At 62.1% G+C, this 20,123-nt stretch carries 15 protein-coding genes; 8 read left to right on the plus strand and 7 right to left on the minus strand.

Annotated elements, in window-relative coordinates:
- Position 1 precedes the first annotated feature (1 nt).
- The 6 genes from EV560_RS31840 to EV560_RS31865 all read right to left on the minus strand — a co-directional run bounded on the left by EV560_RS31840 (position 2) and on the right by EV560_RS31865 (position 10,052).
- Positions 2-1,309, minus strand: a complete 1,308-nt coding sequence (locus tag EV560_RS31840; protein ID WP_131859869.1) for an HlyD family type I secretion periplasmic adaptor subunit — start codon at positions 1,307-1,309, stop codon at positions 2-4.
- Positions 1,302-3,071: a type I secretion system permease/ATPase gene (locus EV560_RS31845; protein ID WP_131859922.1), complete on the minus strand. Its 1,770-nt coding sequence runs from the start codon at positions 3,069-3,071 to the stop codon at positions 1,302-1,304. Before EV560_RS31845 ends, EV560_RS31840 begins: the two co-directional genes overlap by 8 nt.
- 260 nt (positions 3,072-3,331) lie before the next feature.
- On the minus strand, positions 3,332-5,041 hold the full coding sequence (locus EV560_RS31850; RefSeq protein ID WP_165923730.1) for a calcium-binding protein: 1,710 nt from the start codon (positions 5,039-5,041) through the stop codon (positions 3,332-3,334).
- A gap of 471 nt (positions 5,042-5,512) precedes the next feature.
- A complete protein-coding gene (locus EV560_RS31855; RefSeq protein ID WP_131859871.1) occupies positions 5,513-6,580 on the minus strand; it encodes an AraC family transcriptional regulator in 1,068 nt (355 codons plus the stop codon).
- A 266-nt stretch (positions 6,581-6,846) separates the two neighbouring features.
- Entirely contained in the window at positions 6,847-7,683 is an 837-nt protein-coding gene (locus EV560_RS31860; RefSeq protein ID WP_131859872.1) for a YdcF family protein, read from the minus strand.
- A gap of 167 nt (positions 7,684-7,850) precedes the next feature.
- On the minus strand, positions 7,851-10,052 hold the full coding sequence (locus tag EV560_RS31865) for a GumC family protein (protein ID WP_131859873.1): 2,202 nt from the start codon (positions 10,050-10,052) through the stop codon (positions 7,851-7,853).
- 227 nt (positions 10,053-10,279) lie between these two features.
- Between EV560_RS31865 and EV560_RS31870 the strand changes: the two genes are divergently transcribed.
- The 8 genes from EV560_RS31870 (at position 10,280) to EV560_RS31905 (ending at position 18,666) form a co-directional block, all read left to right on the plus strand.
- Complete coding sequence (locus EV560_RS31870) at positions 10,280-10,996, plus strand: nucleotidyltransferase family protein (RefSeq protein WP_131859874.1); 717 nt, start codon at positions 10,280-10,282, stop codon at positions 10,994-10,996.
- A 50-nt stretch (positions 10,997-11,046) separates the two neighbouring features.
- Positions 11,047-12,213: a DegT/DnrJ/EryC1/StrS family aminotransferase gene (locus EV560_RS31875; protein WP_131859875.1), complete on the plus strand. Its 1,167-nt coding sequence runs from the start codon at positions 11,047-11,049 to the stop codon at positions 12,211-12,213.
- Between the two features lie 26 nt (positions 12,214-12,239).
- A complete protein-coding gene (locus tag EV560_RS31880) occupies positions 12,240-12,989 on the plus strand; it encodes a sugar transferase (RefSeq protein ID WP_131859876.1) in 750 nt (249 codons plus the stop codon).
- On the plus strand, positions 12,986-13,993 hold the full coding sequence (locus EV560_RS31885) for an SDR family NAD(P)-dependent oxidoreductase (protein WP_131859877.1): 1,008 nt from the start codon (positions 12,986-12,988) through the stop codon (positions 13,991-13,993). The genes EV560_RS31880 and EV560_RS31885 overlap by 4 nt, the downstream gene beginning before the upstream one ends.
- Before the next feature lie 111 nt (positions 13,994-14,104).
- Positions 14,105-15,340, plus strand: coding sequence for a polysaccharide biosynthesis/export family protein (locus EV560_RS31890; RefSeq protein WP_165923731.1), 1,236 nt, complete (start codon positions 14,105-14,107; stop codon positions 15,338-15,340).
- A 158-nt stretch (positions 15,341-15,498) separates the two neighbouring features.
- On the plus strand, positions 15,499-16,248 hold the full coding sequence (locus EV560_RS31895) for a sensor histidine kinase (RefSeq protein WP_165923732.1): 750 nt from the start codon (positions 15,499-15,501) through the stop codon (positions 16,246-16,248).
- 321 nt (positions 16,249-16,569) lie between these two features.
- Positions 16,570-17,451 carry an O-methyltransferase gene (locus EV560_RS31900; protein ID WP_165923733.1) on the plus strand — a complete coding sequence of 294 codons (882 nt, stop codon included), beginning with the start codon at positions 16,570-16,572 and terminating at the stop codon, positions 17,449-17,451.
- A 126-nt stretch (positions 17,452-17,577) separates the two neighbouring features.
- A complete protein-coding gene (locus tag EV560_RS31905) occupies positions 17,578-18,666 on the plus strand; it encodes a glycosyltransferase family protein (RefSeq protein WP_131859881.1) in 1,089 nt (362 codons plus the stop codon).
- 56 nt (positions 18,667-18,722) lie between these two features.
- On the opposite strand, the gene EV560_RS31910 is transcribed toward EV560_RS31905, so the two are convergent.
- A complete protein-coding gene (locus EV560_RS31910; RefSeq protein WP_131859882.1) occupies positions 18,723-20,093 on the minus strand; it encodes a right-handed parallel beta-helix repeat-containing protein in 1,371 nt (456 codons plus the stop codon).
- Between the last annotated feature and the right edge of the window lie 30 nt (positions 20,094-20,123).

Raw genomic sequence — 20,123 nt, forward strand, 5'->3', positions numbered from 1 at the left:
CTCACCTTTCCCGGAAAGCGCGCGAGACCTGGTCCGAGAGGGGCTTGGTGAAATAGGTCAGCACGGTCCGCTGCTGCGTCTGCAGAAAAGCTTCCACGGGCATGCCTGGCGTCAGCTTCGCACCCTGGAGCCGGGCCAGTTCGTCATCCGTGACGGCGATCCGAACCGTGTAGAAGCCTTGGCCCGACCGCTGATCAACCGTCAGATCGGCGGACACGAGCGAGACCACGCCATTGATCTCGGGGGTGGTGCTGTGGTTGAGGGCGGAAAAGCGCAACACGGCACGTTGCCCCTGGTGGATCTGCTCGATCTCCTGGGGTGCCACCTTGGCCTGGACCGTCAGCCGCTCGGATGTCGGCACGATCAGCATCAGGGTTTCCCCAGGTTCGGCAATGCCCCCGACCGTGTGGATGGCGAGCTGATGAACCGTCCCGCCCCGTGGCGCCCTGATATCGATCCGCTTGAGTTGATCCTCAGCCGTGATCTTTCGCTCCACCAGTTCCGAAATCTTGCCTCTGAGATCGGCGAGCTCCTTGCCGACTTCGGTCCGAAAATCCTGGTCGATCTGCAAGATCTGGAGCTCAGTCTCCGTAATCTTACCCTTGGTCTGAGCGACTGATGAAGCAAGAGCTCCGCGCTCACCGCTGAGGCGCGCGCCTTCGCGTTCCAGGGCGTTGGCGCGGCTGAGCGATACGAGCTTTTTGCCAAGCAAGTCCCGGACGCCGTCGAGCTCCTGCCGAATGAGCTCGATTTCGCGATCTTTCGCAGCAATCTGCTCGGAATATGACTGGATCTGGTCCTGGAGCTGCCCAATCCGTTCTGCGTGCTGGGACTTCATGCCGGAGCGCGACGCCTTGCGCACGCCGAGGAGTTTCAGCTCCCCCTCCATCAACGCCTTCACCGCCGGCGTAGCGGCCAAAGACAGCAATTCGTCCGGGAATACGATGTCCGAAGCGTCGTCTTGTTCAGCGTGGAGGCGGGCTTGCCGCGCCAGTGCCTCGTTCAGCGCTTTCTGCACGATCGCAAGGCTCGCCTGAGTCACGGTCGGGTCGAGGCGGACCACGATGTCACCGGCCGAAACCTGGTCGCCGTCGCGAACCCGCAACTCGCTAATCACGCCGCCGGTCGGATGCTGCACCTTCTTCAGCTCGGAATCCACGACGAGCGAGCCCGAAGCCACGACGGCCCCCGAAAACTCGGTCATCGCAGCCCATCCGCCGACCGCGGTGAGAAAGAAAGCCACGCCGGCGCCGGCGGCAAGAAGGAGTCTGTCGATCGAGGCGACAGTCCGTTGAGACACGTCACTCATGCGCTGCGCTTTCTCGCCTGGGCGTTGCTCCGCTCCGTATCTCGGTGGCCTTCGGCACAGCCTTCAATGAGGTGAAGAGGACCTGCTCCTTGGGCCCGAAGGCTTGCATGCGGCCGTCCGCCATGACCATCGCGTAGTCGAGCGCGGCGAATGCGCTCGGCCGATGGGCAACGACGACGACGATCCCGCCCCGCCTGCGCACACCGAGGATGGCTTCGGTCAAGGCCTCTTCGCCCTCGGCGTCGAGGTTCGAGTTCGGCTCATCGAGCACGACCAGGAAGGGTTCGCCGAACAGCGCCCGAGCCAGCGCGATCCGCTGCCGCTGCCCCGCCGAGAGGGCGGCGCCCCTGTCGCCGATCTGTGTCTGGTAACCGTTCGGAAGGCGCTGGATGATGTCGTGGACGCCGGCTGCCATCGCGGCGCGGACGATCTCGCCAGCCGTCGCATCGCTACGAAAACGAGCGATATTCGCGGCCACGGTACCCGAGAAGAGCTGGACCTCCTGCGGCAGGTAGCCGACGTGACGTCCCAAGGCCTCGGCTTGCCAGTGCTGGAGCGACGATCCATCGAGGCGGACCGTGCCTCGCAGCGGCTGCCAGATGCCGACCAGCATGCGGGCCAAGGACGACTTTCCGGAAGCGCTGCGTCCGATCACGCCCAGGCCTTGTCCGGCTCGAAGAGAGAAGGCGATGTCGATGACCGTCAGGCGCTGCGCCCCGGGTGGCGTCGCCGAGGCGGTCTCCACTGCGAGACATTCCCGGGGTGCGGGCAATGCCAAGGCGGGCGGTGGGGACGGATGCGCGGCGAGCAGTTCCGTCAAGCGCGCCCAGCCTTGGCGGGCCTTGACGAACCCGGCCCAGTTGCCGATCGCCAGGTCGACGGGCGCGAGAGCACGCGCGGTGAGGATCGAGCTCGCCACGATGATGCCGCCCGTTGCCTCCTGCTTGATCACGAGATAGGCGCCAACGCCAAGCACCATGGATTGCAGCAGCAGGCGGAGCACTCGCGAGCTGGCTCCGAGACCACTGGAAACCTCTGCGGCGCGTTGCTGATGACGGCGGTGCTCGTCGTTCACGGCCGTCCACAAGCGCGTCATTTCGCTGCCCATTCCCATCGCCTGGACAGTCTCGGCATTCCGGCACCCGATTTCCCCCACCTGCAGCCGTTGCGCGGCCGCCTCGCTTGCCGCTCGGGCTGGCGAACGGGAAAGACGCTCGGTCAGAACCGTCAAGGCGACGAGAATTAAGGCGCCGATGAGAGCGGTGGTACCGATCCAAAAGTGGAACAGGAAACACATGCCGAGATAGAGCGGGATCCACGGCAGGTCGAACAGGGCGCCCGGGCCACTGCCGGAAAGGAATGTGCGCACCTGATCCAGGTCGCGCACGGATTGCATGCTCTGCCCCGGCGACCGTGAGCTCAGCGAAGCGGTCAGGACGGCCCGGAATACCTTCGACGTCATCGCTTCATCGAGCGCGCCGCCAATCCTCAGCAGGAGGCGGCCGCGGAGAATTTCGAAGATGCCGTTGAAGAAGAACAGCATGATGACGAGCAGAGTGACGCCGATCAGGGTCGGGACGCTTCGGCTCGGCAGGACGCGATCGTAGATCTCGAGCATGTAGAGCGAGCCGGCCAAGGTCAGGACGTTCAACATGCCGCTGAGTATGGCGATCGTGACGATCGCACCGCGCCATCGAGCGAGCGCCTCAGTGAGCGGAGAAGCCGGTGCAACGGATCGGTCGCCGATTCCGAAAGTCGCCATCGAGATAGGGGCCGTCGGCACGCCCTCCCGCCGCGTTCCAAAAGGAACGCGGAAAGCTCGCAGAGCAAGAAGCGCCTTCTTCCAGGCATTCAACGCGGCGAGGCCCTGCTCTCGCCAGGAATCCACCGAGAAAAGCGGCCTTCCAAAGGGTGGGTTGTCGGACAGTTCGAAAGCCTCGCGATCGGAAGTGGCGGGAGCAGTTCTGGCGAGCCAGGTCGCCCCGCGGAGGGGCGACCTGGTGAGACGGTGGAATTCGCCGATCAGAGGGCGAAGTCCGATCGATGGAGGATCAACTTATGGTTGAACTCGATCTGGAAATCGGCCGTACCGTCTCCATTGGTATCTCCCTGGAGAATGGTAGAGTCGTCTGTCCGATAGAATGAGACCGCGTTGGCTTGGACAGAGTGTGTCTCACCGGCGAATTTGAAGACCTGATCCCCCGCAACCGCGGTGTTCGCGTCGATGAGGCCGAGATCGATGGTGTCGGCGCCTTGCTGGAACCATTGGATGATGTCGTGCTGACCTGGGCCGACCCCGCTGTCGGCTGCAGTCTTGAACACGAAGGTGTCTCGACCGTCGCCGCCGTGCATGACGTCGGCTCCAAGACCGCCCGTCAGGCGGTCATTGCCGCTTCCACCGCGGAGCTCGTCGTTCCCGGCGCCGCCATCGAGGCGATCGGAGCCGCCATTGCCGTGAATGAAATCATTCCCCGCCGTACCTTGGAGTGTATCGGCCCGCTCCGTGCCGTACTGTTTGGCGATAGGACCCGGCGCGGGTGCCGGATCCGCGGGAGCGGGAGCCACAGGTACCGGGGGTGTCGGCGAGGTGCCGCCTGCGCCGCTTCCCGGAATTACGGGAGCCGGTGCACCGCCGGTGCCAGGCGTCCCGGCCTCGGTGAAGGGCAGCGACCCGTCGGCAAGACGATCGGCGCTTCCCAAGCCGCCTTCCAGGGAGGCATAGTCGTTGGTCACGGGAGCCGCCCCGGCGTTCCATGAGTTGCCCGATGTCGTTCCGGAGGCGGCAACCTGGCCGTCACCGAACGCGGCGTTGTCATAGAGGCTGCTTTTCCCGGTGAAGAAGCCGTAATTATAGGTGCCGTTGTCGTAAGCCGTGTTCTCTCTCAGCGTGGTCCCGGTTCCACCATTCTCATCGAAACCGATCGCCAGGTTTCCCCAGGCGACATTGTCGATGACGGTGTGACCTCCGGAGGAACCGCCGCTGCCCGCCCGAATGCCGCCGAGCTTGAATCCGTTGCCATCACCCGACGCATCGCCATTCGCGCCGTAGCCGTTGTCGAAGGCCCAGTTGCCCTCGATCCGCACCGGCGCATTCCGCGTGCCGTCCTGGATATTGAAGAAGTCGAAACCATCGTCGGCGTTGCCCCAGGCGCGGTTGTCGCGCAGGACATTGCCGGTACCGCTGGTGCTGACCTGGAAACCGTCGGCATTGTCTCCCGCCAGGTCACGATTGTCGTGGGAGTCGTTGTTGACGAAGAGGTTGTTCGAACTGGCTCCGAACAAGGAAATGCCCTTGCCCTCCGAGTACGTGAGCCGGCCATTATCGTGCACGTCGAGGTGCTCGATGATGTTGTTGTGTGACTGATCCCGCAACACGAGGCCGCCCATCGGTCCGCCGCGAATCTCCAGCCCGACGATGTGGTTCCACGAGACGCTCGAGCCGTCCAGCACCCAGCCACCAGCCCCGGCGCGACCGTACCAATCGGTCGACGTCATCCGAGACCCGTCCAGGATAGGCGTCTCGCCCGGGTAGTTGGCGATTGTGATCGGCGCCCCGCTTGTGCCGTCGCGGGTCAGCTGGATGCCGCTGGTGAGAGCGTAAACGCCGCCCCGCATATAGATGGTATCACCAGGCTGAGAGAGATCATGAGCATGTTGCAGGGAGGCAAAAGGCCGGTCGATGGCTCCGGTCTGGGTGTCAGATCCGGTTGGCGATACGTAGTAAACAGTCATGAAGTCACTTTCGCTGGATGGACATGCGAAACCGCTCAAAAGAGACGGCTCCGCCATGGACCGGCCGATGCGGCTGGTCGGCGGCTGGGTTACGCAGAAGCAACGGTTGGAGAAGGGGCGCAGGTAGTCCGGGTGCTACCGTCAGACTGCGCGGAGCGGAAAGAACCCGCCACCCGATCCAGAACTCATTTTGAGCTTCTAAAGTCGTATTCAGGCGACATATAGACCGAAAACTGCTCAAATGCAGTGATTACGGCCTCGTCATACCAATTTTATTCTATCGTATTGATCGTAGTCCTTCAATTATACTTTGATATCCAGGCATATAGCCTAAATTCTCCGCACTCATACTTTGTGTATGTGAGTGGAGTGATGCGTATATAGGTGAAAGGCGGCGGGTGCGTCATAGCTTCGCCAGCCAAATCATTGCTTTTTCCCGCCAATGTGAAGCCACAGTGCCCTTCCCCAGGGTCAAGTGTCGTCGAGCCCGCCTCGCCTGAGCTCACGTCGAAACTCCGTGGGCCTCTTGCCCGTCCATCGCTTGAACGCCCGGACCAGGGTGCTCGACTCGCGATAGCCCAGCAGCCAGGCGAGTTGCGACATGGTGAGCTCGCCGTTTCGCATGTATCGAACAGCGAGGGAGGCTCGCACCCCGTCGAGGATGCTGCTGAAGCTCATCCTCTCCTCTGCAAGCTTCCGTGTCAGCGTGCGCGCGCTCGTTCCGACGTCTCTTGCGATGGCGTCGATCGTGACCGTCCCATAGCGAAGACGTGCGGCGATCGCTTTTTCCACGCGGAGCTGCAGGGATTCGGGCTCCGGAGCGCGCATTGTGGACTCGCTGCTTTGCAGCCGCCTCAGAAGCTGATGCAGATGCGGATCGTGCGTGACGAGCGGCAGGTCGCCCGCGTCCTTGCCAAATTCGAGCAGGTCCCTGTCCGCACCGAAGATGACCTCCCGACCGAAATAGCGATCCATCTCGGGCACTTTACCAACCCGCAGATGGATCATGGTCGCGGAAGTCGGCACCAACTCGCGGCTTGTGAAGTCGCGGCACAGCCTGAGCGTGCCCGTGATCCAGAACTCAGAGAAATGGCGGTCCAGATGCGGATCCAGGCCTTCGTAGCTCAGTTCGACGGACACGCCGCTCGTTCTGCCGCTTCCGACACGCACCGGCTCGTTCAGGGATGCTGAATATTCTTCCTCATTGGCGAGGGCTTCGCCCAGAGTTTCAGCAGACGCCACCAAGTAATAGATAAATCCGAGCGCTCGAAAATCAAAGCTCAGCGCGAGATGGAATCCAAGAAGATCATCATTCAGGGCGTTGGCTGCCAAATCAAGAAAAATCGACTGGATGTTGACAGGAACGCGTTCGGATGTGTGAATGGAAAGATCGGAAGGCATCCCAGATTCTTTAAGGAGAGGAATTGGGTTAATATCATTCGATAACAACTCTCTTATCGCTAGAATCGTGATGATTGCTACGTTGCCATCCGGTTTATTTGCGTACTCGGACGCTACATCTTGCAGTTCTCGAATCATGCTTGCCTCGCGGTGCTTTTAGCTGATTCGAACTCTCGGAACTATTACTTGTCCTTCGCCGTGAGCGAAACGCTCATTGTTCGGCATGCGCAGTTGAGAGCGCCCGGGAGATTAATCGCGTCACATCTTTCGACTTGATCGCCATCAAGATGGGAGGCCGTGAAGGGCGTCGCTTGCCGGGTGCTGCCGTGTCGCCGGCGGCTTTTCGTTTTGTTCGCCCGCGTTTTGCCCGGCTGCGATTTTGACGGCCATACTTCCGCCGACGCCTAGTTCGCGGCTGCGGGCGCCAGGTCGCGCTGGGGAAAATCCATCGAGTTCGGCCTCGGGAAAAAAGAACTCGTCCGCCCGGAGATGCGATACCCGAACAAGCCGAGCCACTCCTTGACAGCTATATCCAGTCGCTGAAGGCCGTGTCCCACGACAGTGAACGGCCGAATCGAATCGATTGGTCCACGGGTCTGATAGTCGACCGGATAAGGGACGACCGCCAGCCCGACTTTCTGAAAGCAACCCATCGCGCGCGGCATGTGCCATGCGGACGTTATGAGAACCCAGCGCCCTCGCGCCCGCGCACCCAAAAGATCTTTCGTATTCCGCGCATTGTCCCACGTCGTGCCTGACGCCGTCTCGATGAGGAGGCGTTCCGTTGACAAGCCGAGCCTCTGCATTTGCTCGGCCGCCAGCTGCGCTTCCGATCGCGACGGATCACCCGAGCCTCCCCCCGTATAGACCAGGCGTGCTTCGGGATGGCGCCGAGCCATCTCCATGAAACGCACGAACCGCTCGGCCGCCCCATTCAGCGAAAACTCGTCTCGATCGAGCGAATTCGCCAGGTCCACCGCGCCTGACAGGACGATGATGCCGTCGATCGGGCGCCCGTCTTCCTGATACTTGGGAAAGCGTTCCTCGAGAGGGCGGATCAATATGTTGGCAATCGGCAGAATTCCGGCAATCAGTGTCCCACCGATGCCCAAGCTGGCCAGCCATAGGCCACGACGCCCCCGGCTAGCGAGTGCGATGATCAAGCCGAGCAGGCCGATTGCGGGAAGAAGGTTCGAGGGCGCAGTTGCGGACGCCGCAATCTGGGAGATCGTCGCGAACATGGGTTTGCGTCCGCTCACCGTCCGACTAGCGCATTTTCGAGCGAAGTGGATACCGGTTCGCGTGAAGAAAATGCGTCAAAACAAGTAGATAGAGCATTTTCGCAATTCGAAGACATGCGGAAATGCTCTAGGAGTCCGTAGCGCGGACGGAGCGCATCAGGAGAGCGTCAGGGCAACGAGTTGCTCGCCAGTCTCGTCCGATGGTCGAACAAGAATTCGGCTGCATCTCCGGGCCGATACCGTACATAGGACTTGAGGTCAACGCGGGTCAGCACCGCCAGGACGTTCGGCGGGGGCTCCCTTCCGACCGTCGCCGGCCTACTCAGCAACGCCAACGCATTCGCCGCAACGTCTCGGGTCGTGCTCCCCCATCTCACGGCGAAGAGGACCGCGTCCGCCATGCTTGCGAGAGCTGGAATGGCGGGAGATACGAACACCGCCGGGGCGTCCATGACGATATAGTCGTAACGCTCCTGCACTACTTTCAGGCCTGTGATCAACGCCGCGCCAACGAGCAGTGTCGGATCACCGTTGGTGAGTTCCATCACGCTGAGGCGGTCGCAATCCAGGTCTGCATCGCCGGAATATTGCGGGGTGGCAGAACCGCCGGCGAGGCCCGTCGGCGCCTCGCCTGCCGGTGTCGGGTGGATGCGCTCTTGCGGGGCATCCGCGCTGACAAGGAGAACGCGTTGCTGGAAGCTCTGTAGACAGGACGCGAGTCCCTCCGCGAGCGCCGTAGTACCCTCCGCAGGATGGCTCGACGTCAGGAGGATGATCTTGCCGCTGTCCTTGCGGTGCCCCGTGACGGCCTGCACCATTGCGCACACGGTCTCGATCGCGAACGCATTCGGATAGGCAGAAGTATCGAGCGTGGGCCGGCGCGGCCGTTTGGCCGAGCGACCGGCATCAGGGATAAGGCCGATGCATGGGACCCCGAGCACGCTCTCGATGTCGCGAGGCTGCCGGAACGTTCGATCCAACTGCTCGCGCGTTGAAGCGGCAACCCCGCCCAGCACGGCGAAGGCTATGACCGCAGCGGGAATGTAGAGGTAAGGACTGAGCGAGCTCGGGCGCAGGGGCACGGACGCGCGCGCAAGTAGCTGCACGCCGGTCGCGGGAGGATCCTTGTACTCTCGTTTGAGCCGGCTGAGTTCCCTGACGCTGTCCGCCGCTGAAGCGGCTCTTCGTTCGAGGGTTTGAAACTCCTTCCGCTGGGCGAGGATAATTCCCGATACGGTCTGTAGCGACGTGGTGTGTTCCGCAAGCGAGCGCGCCTGAATGCGCAGCACACGGATGTCACGCTCGAGCCGCTCCACCTCGGCCTCGCGAGTCACGTCCGGCCGTGGCGTCGACGTGTTTCCGGGCGCGGTCGCGGCGGTGTTCGGCACATCGGACACTGCGGGCTCCGCGGTCCGAGATGGGGAAGCCAGGGTGGCGATCCGGGTGCCAACATCCGCTTCCGCTCGCCGCAGATCCCTGATGTGTTCCAGCTTGGCCTCCTTTCTCGCCAACTCGGCCCGGACCCCCTCGAGCTGTTGGACGATCTCCGCGACCGGCTCCCCCTTCGCGCCATCCGGGAGGCTGGCTCCATGGACGGACGAGTAGGCGCGCAGCGCCTCGTCCGCAGCGTCCGATTCAAGTTGAGCCTGGGCGAGGTTCTGATCCAGCCATTGTTTTGAATTCTCTCGCTCGAGCTGCTTGCGCTGCGACAGAGCGTTCAAATGAAAGGCGGTGATCTGATTGGCGATCAGTGCGGCTCTGACCGGGTTGGAACTTTTGTAGCTGATCGAAACGACGCTCGAGCGCCGCTCTTGCCGAACCATGAGGGAGAGCTTCGCCTCGTCGAGACTGGGCGGCGCGAGCCCTGTCGGGTGATCCGACTGGGCCTGATCGGCTGGAGGTGTCGAGACCGCCGCTTCGAGCAGCCCGGCGGCGTCGAGCAGCCCCCCGCGCAGGCGGTCCTCGAACGCCGGCTCTGCGCCGGTCGAGCCCGAAGGCGCAGTCGCCTCGTACTCTGGCAGGCCCGACAGGCTCGCCAGCACCGCGCGCAGGCGAGCATCCGACGTGATGGTGGCGATATGGGTGTCGACGACGGCATCCAGGACGCCGGCCGCGATCTCGGCCTGCGTGGGCTCGATCACGAATTGTGACGTAGCGGTGTATTTCGGCGGCAAGACGAAGGCCGCGACGCCAGTCAGGAGCGCTCCGGCAAGTGCGAAATAGGCGATGAACGCCTTACGCCGCCAGATGAGAGCTCCAATGTTATGGATCTTGACATCCTGATTGCGCGGCGTGTCTTCCGAACGCTCCGAGAAGGCTGCCCCCGAGGAGCGACCACTTGAGATAAACTCGATCGCACCAAGTCTCATCACATGGTCTCTTTTCTGCTCGCGCGGAAAGGACGTCTAGACCCTGTGGTGCAAGTCATCGACGTGGTGAGCGGCGCGCCTACTGCACGCGCACCCAGCACGAGGATGCACGAGCGTAGGCACAGCAATCCACTTAACGCTAGGGGACGCTCATCCGATGCAACTTGATGGCAATCAAGACGGTCAGATTTTGCCGACATAACCTCGCCTCTTCAGAGGAGGCGCAAGTGAAAGCTGTCATTCAAGCAGGCGGCAGGGGCACACGGCTGATGCCTTACACCTCCGTCCTTCCGAAACCTCTCATGCCGATCGGCGCGCGGCCGGTTCTGGAGCTTCTGCTGCAGTGGCTCCGACGGAACAACGTGGAAGACGTCTACATTACCACCGGATATCTCGGGCACCTGATCAGGAGTTTCTGTAGCGATGGACAACAATGGGGCATCAACATCAAGTATACCCAAGAAATAGAGCCGCTCGGGACCGTCGGGCCGCTCACCCTTTTGCGCGAAGCCCTGGACGATACGTTCCTGATGTTGAACGGCGACATCCTCACGGATCTCAGCCTGCATGCGCTCGCCATGACCCACCGAAATCACGGCGCCCCTCTGACGATCGCCACGACCACCCGCTCCACCCGGATGGATTTCGGAATCATCGAAGATCAGGATGGTACCGTCACGAAGTTCACAGAAAAACCTACGCTTTCGAACTGCGTCAGCATGGGTGTATACTGTATGGAGCCCGAAGTTATTAAATATATCCCGTCAGGAATAGCCTTTGGCCTCGATGATCTAGCCCATTGCCTGCTGGACAAGGGCGTGCCGATCCATGTCTACAAACATGCGGGGCTCTGGCTCGACGTCGGCCGGGTCGAAGATTTTCATAGCGCCCAGGAAATCAAGTGGGAGGAGCGGGCGCCGTCCATTGTCGCGATGTCGGCCTAGCCGTCCTCGCGGCTGCCGCGAGCCGGTCTGCCAAAAAGCGAGGTCATTCCATGTTGCTTGTCTCGGAACCTACGCTCGGATCGGAAGAGAAAGCTGCCCTGGCGGAGGTCATCGACAGCGGCTGGATCACGATGGGTGACAGGGTCAACGCCTTCGAGCGGGCGTTCGCCGAGGCCCACGGTGCCGACGATGCCGTTGCGGTGAGCTCGTGCACGGCCGGCCTGCATTTGATCCTGCATGCACTTGGGATCGGTCCGGGCGACGAGGTGCTCGTCCCCGCGCTGACCTTCGTCGCGACTGCGAGTTGCGTCCTCTACGTCGGAGCGAAGCCGGTTTTCGTCGATATCGCGTCGACGGACACGCCGCTGATGTGCCTGGAGGATGCGGCCGCGAAGTGCACCGGCCGTACCAAGGCGATCATCCTGGTTCACTTCGCCGGCTACCTCATCGATCCCAAGCCATGGCAGGCGTTCGCGGCGGAACGTGGCTTGCTGATCGTCGAGGACGCGGCGCATGCAACCGTGCTCCCGGGGGTCGGCACCCTCGGTGTGGCGGCCGCCTTCAGCTTCTACGGCAACAAGAACATGACCACGGCGGAGGGTGGAGCGATCCTGGCCGGCGATGAGAAGCTCCGCGACGGAATTCGACGGGCACGCGGCCACGGGCTGACCAGCGGCACGTTTCAAAGACGATCCGGCAAGAGCCCGATCTATGACGTGACGATGCTGGGCTTCAACTATCGGATGGACGAATTGAGGGCAGCGATCGGCCTCGTTCAACTCGGTCACGTTCACCGGTGGAACGCGAAGCGAAAAGACCTTGCGCAGCTCTATCGGCGCTCAATCGAAGCCCGGTGCCCCATGGTGACCGTGCCGTTCGAAGCCGGACGGGCCTCGGTGCACCATATCATGCCGGTTTTGCTGCCGCTGTCGGCGGAACGGCAGACTGTCATCGATCGTCTGCGCGAGGCCGGGATCCAGACGACCATCCATTATCCGCCGACGCATCGTCTCTCCTTCTACCGGGATCTCTACCCGAACGTGTCGCTACCCAAGACCGAGGATTTTGCAGCTCGCGAACTCACGTTGCCTCTGCATCCACGTCTGGAAGCCGCGGATGTCGAGACCGTTACGCGCTGTCTCGCGGAAGCTTTGGGGGCAGAGCCGGGATTTGCCGCAGCAGCCACGCTTCAGAGCCTCCATGCTGCGTCGCCATAGATCTTGTCCGTGAGGGGGTCGTCGCCATGATCGTAACGAACTTGTTCGACGACGAAGGCGCAGGGGCTATGGCGGAACGTGTGCGCCGCGCGCTCGACATCTGCCTGGTCTGTGTGCTCGTGCTGCTTATCGGGCCGCTCTTGCTGCTGATCGCTGCCGCGGTGTGGCTCGAATCCGGACGGCCGATCCTGTTTTGCCAGGCTCGGATCGGCAAAGGCGGCAGACATTTCTGCATGTACAAGTTCAGAAAATTTCATGCCGACGCGGGGAACGCGGGCAGCCCCCTGACGCTCAAGAACGATCCGCGGCTCACGCTTGTCGGAAGCATTCTCGCGGCGACGAAATTCGACGAGTTGCCTCAGCTCTGGAACGTGCTGAGAGGCGATATGTCTATCGTTGGGCCGCGTCCAGAAAGTCTGGCCTTCGCCGATTGCTTTCAGAACGGCTGGGAGGAATTGTTGAGATTTAAGCCAGGTTTGCTCGGCCCTTGCCAAATCATATTTCGAAATGAAACCGACGTGTTTCCGGGCGATGTAGCGCCAGATGTCTTCTATAGGACTGTTCTCTTTCCAATGAAGGCTTGTATCGATCTGGAATATTTCAATAGCAGGACATTGGCGGCGGATTTCATCATCATGTTGCGGGGCGCTCTGGCGGTGGTCGGCTACATTCCCGACCGCATCGGCCAGGTCGCTATCAAGCTGGAGCCGCAGGTCCGGGTCGCGAGCGCGGGTGCCAGCCGGCCCTCCGTCTCGCGAGGAAGGCTCGCGCCATGAACTATGACGGCGTGAATGTCCTGGTCACCGGGGCCGACGGGTTCATCGGCTCGCATCTGACCGAGGCCCTTGCAGGCCAAGGAGCCAAAGTCACCGCGCTGACCCTCTACAACTCCTTCGACAGCAACGGTTGGCTTGACGAGGTGCCGATTGGTGCGGGGGGTAGAATAGATCTCGTGCGCGGTGATGTTCGAGATGCGGCCTTCGTCGGGCGGATCATGCCGGGCCAAGACATCGTCTTCCATCTCGCGGCGCTGATCGCCATTCCACATTCCTATGCGGCGGCACAGACCTATGTCGAGACGAACGTTCTGGGCACGCTGAACGTGCTGGAGGCCGCCCGCCGTTTGGGAACGGAACGCATCGTTCACACTTCGACGAGCGAAGTTTACGGCACGGCGCTCAGGATGCCGATCTCGGAGGACCACCCGCTACAGGGGCAGTCGCCCTATTCGGCCTCCAAGATCGGAGCCGACATGATGGCCGAGGCCTTCGCGCGGTCGTTCGGCTTACCAGTCGTAACGCTGCGTCCCTTTAATACCTTCGGCCCGCGTCAAAGCGAGCGTGCGCTCATATCGACGCTCATCCGGCAAGCGCTCGATCCGAGTTGCGAGGCTGTGAGGGTCGGAGATACGACGCCGGTGCGAGACCTCACCTATGTCGAAGACACGGTACGTGCCTTTCTGACCGCGGGCCTCGCGACGAACCTCGAATTCGGGCGGGCTTACAACGCGGGTAGCCAGAAGGCTGTGACGGTGGCCCAGGTTATCGATCTCGTCCTTGAACTGTGTGGAAGCTCAAAGGCTGTGGAGCAGGAAAGCATCCGCATGCGCCCGGTGAACTCGGAGGTGCGCGCTCTCCTGGCCGATAGCAGCCGCTTCGCGGCCGCCACAGGCTGGGGTGCGCGGGTCAGCCTGCGCGAGGGCCTCGACCGGACGATCGCGTGGTGGCGCGGTCGTCTGGCGGCCGGGCAAGTGCGCCAGCACAGCCATTTCATGACGTGAGCGGAGTGGATGTCAGGCGGGGCCCGGAAGGCCATGCTCCGACGTCCGCTCCTCACGCAAACCGGGGCAATTCGCATGAGGCGTCGACATATACCCGGCGGCAGAACTGGAGTGCTCCTGACCGCAATCGTGCTGGCGCTGCTCGGCGCGCTCGTTCCCTGCCGGGCGGAGTATCGGCTTTCCCCCGGCGACATTATCGAGCTCGCGGTTGCCGGCTTGCCGGACCTGAAACAGCGCGCTCCAATCCAGCTCGACGGTACGATCACGATTCCGATGGTCGGCACCATCGTCGCGGCTGGTTCTACGTCGACGGACGTCCAGGCTCGGGTCGAGATGGCACTTGCCACGAAAGTCCTTCGCCAGAGAACGCCCGACGGGCGCGACCGCATCGTGCTGATCCAGCCTGGCGACGTGTCCGTGGCGGTCGTCGAATACAGGCCGATCTATGTGAACGGCGACGTCTTGCAACCAGGCCAGCACCCCTATCGACCGCAGATGACCGTCAGACACGCGATTGCCCTCTCCGGCGGGGTCAGTACGGTCCGGGGGCGCTCGGCGACGATGGGTGTGGAGGTGGTAGAGGCCGACCGGGAGTATCGTGCCACCGTCCTTGCCTTGGCCAAGGAACACGTTCACGCGTGGCGGCTTACGGCGGAGCTCGAAGGATCGGAGGACATCAAGGAACAACGGCTGGCGGATGCTCCCGTACCGGCGGCGACATTGAGCGAGTATCTGCGGACGGAAGCCAGCTACCTGAACATCCGGCTGCTCGAGTACAAAAACGAGAAGGTTCATCTGCAGAACGCGGCGCGCCTGGCCGACGAGCAGATTGGAACGCTGACGACCCAGGAGAAGCAGGAGGCCCAGGGCCTTCAGACCGACATTGACGAGTTGGACCGGGTCAACAAGCTCTTTGGCTCGGGCAGCCTTGTCAGCCCGCGCGTGACGGAGAGCCGAAGGGCTGTTTTGCTGTCGTCGACCCGCCACCTCCAGACGACAGCGACTTTGAGCCAGGTGAAACAGCAGCGGGACGAGTTCCTGTTCCGCCTGGAAAAGCTCGACACGCAGCGCCGCCTCGAGGTTCTGCGGGAGACGAGCGAGTCGCAAGTGCGAATCGCCGAGCTGAGAACGAGGCTCGAGGCGGCGGCTCAGAAGTTACAGGTCTTCGGGCGACTGGCATCCGCGGATGCTGCCGGCAGTGGAGTCCGCCCGGCTATCACGATCATCCGCAAGAGCGGGGACGGATGGGATCGTCTTTCCGTGTCGGAAGATGCCGACCTGTTGCCGGGCGATGCGATCGAGGTTGTCGCTCGCCCCGATCTGCTCACGACTGCGGCAGGGCAATGAGTCCCTTTGTCCCAGAATCGGCAGGCCCTGGGAGCCTTCCGTCACCCCTTCCATTAATGAAACCACCACGTGCAGCGCATGAAAAATGCGTTAAAAAAATGTGTGGAACTAACGTATCTTGCTGTCAGTTTGGGGGGTGTTCCATGCGGAGCCTCGCCATGACCGACAATCAGATCACCGGGCCCGAGGATACCGCTGCTTACATTTCCAGGTTCGATCAACGGTGTCGCCTGGAAGCGCTCGAGAGAGAAAACAGGGAACTGCTGCACAGGCTGCAGAATTACCCGGCGCTCGTCCTCTCCGTGATCAGCCTCACGGCCGAAAGCAGCGAGAGCGTCGAGCATTTTCGCGGCGCCCTCGAAGGCCGAATTCGCGCTATTTCGGTGGGCGCGTCGATTGACAGGGAAGCGGACGGCAATTGCTCGCTCGAGCGTCTTGTCAAAGCCGCGCTCGCCCCGTTTTGCCGTGCTGACCAATTCACCGCAGTCGGCCCCTCCGTCAGGCTTCTGCGGACGCACGCGGAAGATTTCACTCTTATTCTGCATGAACTCGCGACCAACGCGGTCAAACACGGGGCCTTAAGTAACCGCGGGGCCTTGAACTGCCCGAGCGGACGGGTGCGGGTGACATGGAGCGTTCGGACGATGAAAAACGCGCCGGCGCGTCTCCGCCTGCAGTGGCTGGAGCGCGGCGGCCCGGCCGTCAATCCCACCCCCAGACGGGGCTTTGGCACGACGATCCTGTGCGATGGGGGGAAGGCCATAACGAACGACGACGCGCGCCTCATCTTTGAGCCTGCTGGGTTACGCTATGTGGTAACTACATCGTTGGATCGAGATGCCAGTTGGGCGAGTCGATCTGCGAAACCAAAACATCCCCGAATGGCGATGCGGCCGGTGGCCCAATAGAATGAGGCGCTGGTAGCCGCTGGTGCTTTTAGCCGGCATTCCGTCTTCCATGGCGCGTCCCTGCAGGCAAGTGCGCGAGGCAAGCGGACCTATCGCTGTGGGAAACGATCGCTGTCGTCATTTTGTCGGCATGTTGCGACGCAGCGCAGCCTTCGTGAGCGCCTGCTTCACCAGGGTGTAAGGCCGCGCGGCACCTATTGTCCCCCGTCAAGTATGAACCATGGCGGAGCGCTAGAATTCTCCTGCCGACATGCGCTGGCCCGGGCTGAAGCTCGACACGCCTCTGGAGCGCGATATCGCAATTCGAGGTTGATCGAGCAGATGATGCACCTTCTCAAACAATCAGCCGAGACCATACTTCCACGCCGTGTTTTCGGGGCTCTCCAGATCCGACGCGAACGCCTCCGTCTGGCAAAGATCTCGGGGGAGGCGTTCGATGCCGAGCGGCTCGGAACAATCACGAGCAGCGCACTCGCGCAGGCTCTCCACAGTTCGTCGATATCAACGGGATGGCTGCGAGATGAAGACCAGATCTCCGACGTCATGCCGTTCGCGGATATCGATGGCGGCATATGCCCCGGGGAGCGTCGCGCCCTCTATCAGCTGGTTGCGTCGCTCAAGCCAGCAAGAGTGCTCGAGATCGGCACCCATATCGGCGCGTCGACCTTGGCGATCGCCCGCTCACTCGCAACTCATTCCGGCCCTGGCGCGCACCTGACCACGGTCGACATCGTGGATGTCAACGATCCAACACACGGGGCCTTTGCGCGTCTCGGACTCGCTTCTCCTCGCGAGAACCTCATGCGTGCCGGATTGTCCGATCGGGTGACGTTCATCGCAAAGCCTTCATCGGAGTACCTTCGGGAAACCGACGACAGGTTCGACCTGATTTTCCTCGACGGCGATCACGCCGCCCCTGCTGTCTATCGCGAGTTTGCCCAGGCCCTGAACTGCCTGACCCCGAACGGCGCCATTCTGCTCCACGATTTCTACCCTGACGGCCGGCCCCTCTATCCAAATGGGTCGATCGAGCCCGGCCCTGTGGTCGCGGCCGAGCGGATCACGGCAGAGTGCAGGGGTATCGGATTTCTGCCTCTCGGTGAGCTGCCCTGGGAATCCAAGCAAGGCGTACGCACGACATCGCTGGCATTCGCGACGAACTGCGTCGGCGCGGTCCGGCGCGGCGGTATGCAGGTCCACTGATCGACTAGAGCATTTCCACGTTTCCTTGAAACGCGATAATTCTCTAAGTATTTGTTTTATCGCATTTTCTTCACGCGAGCCGGTGACCCACTTCGCTCGAAAATGCTCTAGGACGGGAGCACCCGTATGTCATCGATCGCAGCCTCGGATCTTCGGACTGAGACGAGGAAGCATCCATTTTTGTCGACGCTATGGTTCCCGGGATGGGAAGGCCGGGTCGGCGCGCTGCAGCTGCCCTATCCCCGATCTGGACCTCACGCTCTCCACAAGGAGCTGATCACTCTGGCGAGGATCCTGCGCGCTGCCCGCCACGCCCGGATTCTCATCCTGAACAGCTCGTCAGGCGTCATCTACCCGGACCTTCTTGCCTGCATGATCCTTGGCTTCCTTCCTCGGCGATACCGACCGGCGCTGATGCTCGTCGGCGAGATGTGGGAGCCGAACACCGGGCTCAGGGGGCTCATTGAAAGGCTCGCGGTTCGTCTCGTGGACAGGGCAGTGGATCGCTACGTGGTCTACTCCAGGGACGACAAAGAGGCGTTCTGCGCCTTGTGGGGCATCGACCCGGACAAGGTCGGGATAGCCTTGTGCTACTATCACCTGTCCGCGCAGGAGCTCGAAGGACCGGCCCCTCCGAACGGAGGACATATCTTCGCCGGCGGGGATAGCGGACGCGATTATGCGCCTCTGGTCGAGGCCGCGCGCCTGTTTCCGGAGACGCGGTTCATCCTGGCAACGGCCTGGACGAGTTCGAAACCCGTGCCGCCGAATGTCGACATCGTCCTCGCCAAACGCACCCGTACATCGCACGCCGAGTTTATTCGTCTGCTCCGCACGGCACGCGCCAGCATTGTTCCCCTCCGGCAGGGAATGAAGCGCTCGATCGGGCAGCAGACCTACCTCAACAGCATGTACCTGGGTAAGCCCACCGTGGTGGCGCGCGCGCTGGGGATCTCGGACCACATCGAGGACGGCGAGCATGCGCTCGTCGTGGATGGGACGACCCCTGGATATGTCGGCGCGCTCACGTGGCTGCTTGCCCCGCAAAACCAGGAGAGCGCCGCGGCGATGGCGGAGCGGGGACGCGTCAGGGCCGCCTCGTTCACCTCCGACCGACTTGCCGCAGACCTGTTCCGTCAGGCGGAACTGGTTCTGCACAAATATTCGCTTTCGCAAAGTTGCGCGCCGGATAGTGCTGATCGAGTCGAGCGCTGATGCCCAACCAGAAGACCGGCGCGAGTCGGGCACGAAAGGCCCTCTTCCAAGGTAGCCTACAAGGGAGCCGCGTTCGGTCTCGCTTTCCCCAGACTTGAGCCGGCGGCCAACCGGAGAAACGCAGTTTCCGGTAAGGATCCGTCCTCCATCCGTCGCCCCGTCGCAGCGGCGTCGGCGAGAGAGACGAAGCTTGCCGAGGATAAGGGGGGCGATCGCGTCCAGGAATTGTTTCGGTCGGTATTCTCGGCCGCAACGCGCGCCTCGCGGCCGGCCGGTTGAAACGCGACGTTGTCTATCAGCACATGTCCTGCCGGTGTCGGGAAGTAGAAATCGTATGTCCAGGTCTCCGACGGGCGTCCATACTCGTCCCTGCTGCGGCAATTGTCGTAGGCTGTGCAATTCACGACCGTGTTGGCAATCGTCGCGGAATTGTCCGTGAAGCCATTGAGAACGTTGCTCCAGGCGTAGCAGTCGGTCACGGTGTGCCCGCCGGAGGTTCCGCTGGCGTTGCCCCTTGCCGCTTGCCGTTGACCGCCTAGCTTGAAGCCGTTCCCTTCGCCCTTGCCCTGCGATCCATCAGCAAGGAAGCCGTTCCTCCAAGCCCAACAGCGGCTCAGCATGACCGGCGCGGGCGAGGTATTGTCGTTCACGTTGAAGAGATCGAAGCCGTCGTCGGAGTTCTGCCAGGCACGGCAGCCTCTCAGCGCGTTGCCGGTCGAAGCCGGGCCCCAAGGGCTGATCTGATATCCGTCCGCGTTGGTCTGCTCGAGATCGGCGTTGAAGTAACTGTCGCAGTTCACCAGCAGATTGTCGGTCGCGTAGCCGTAGAGCGAGAAGCCCTTGCCCTCCGATCCATTCCAGCCATTGCCATGGATTCTGAGGTTCTCAAAAATATTGCCGTGCGACCCTTCGTCGAGCGAATGTCCGCCATTGACGATGACGCCCCCCATTGGCCCGTTGCGGATGTCCAGGCCTTTAATGGTGATGTTGGACACGTTGTAGAGTGATAGGACGTAGCCGCCCGCATCGGTCGGGCTGCTGTAGCTATCCTTGGTCGAGGTCAGGCCGGAACCATTCAGCACGACGGCTTCGGTGGCGTAGTTCCGGATCGTGATAAGCTTTTCGGATGTCCCGGAGCGGCCCATGAGGTGGATGCCCGAGGGGCCGGTGAGATTGTAAGTCCCGCCGCGCAGGAAGATCGTGGCGCCGGGCCGCACGGCCGAAAAGGCCCTTTGCAAGGTCGCCCAAGGCGCACCAATCGAGCCATCGCCCGCTAGGTCGTCACCGGTCGGCGCGACATAGTGGGATGTTTCGTCGCCCGCCTCGACGCCCAGGACGGGGCGCACAGCCAACGCGCTGGAGGCCAGAAGGCCCGTGCTCACGCTTCGGATAAGCGAACGACGCGATATCACGTAGCGGCGCTTCATGCTGGAGGCTCAACGTTTGTAACTGCCACA

This window comes from Allobosea sp. BK604, from assembly GCF_004341515.1.
Taxonomy (GTDB): domain Bacteria; phylum Pseudomonadota; class Alphaproteobacteria; order Rhizobiales; family Beijerinckiaceae; genus Allobosea.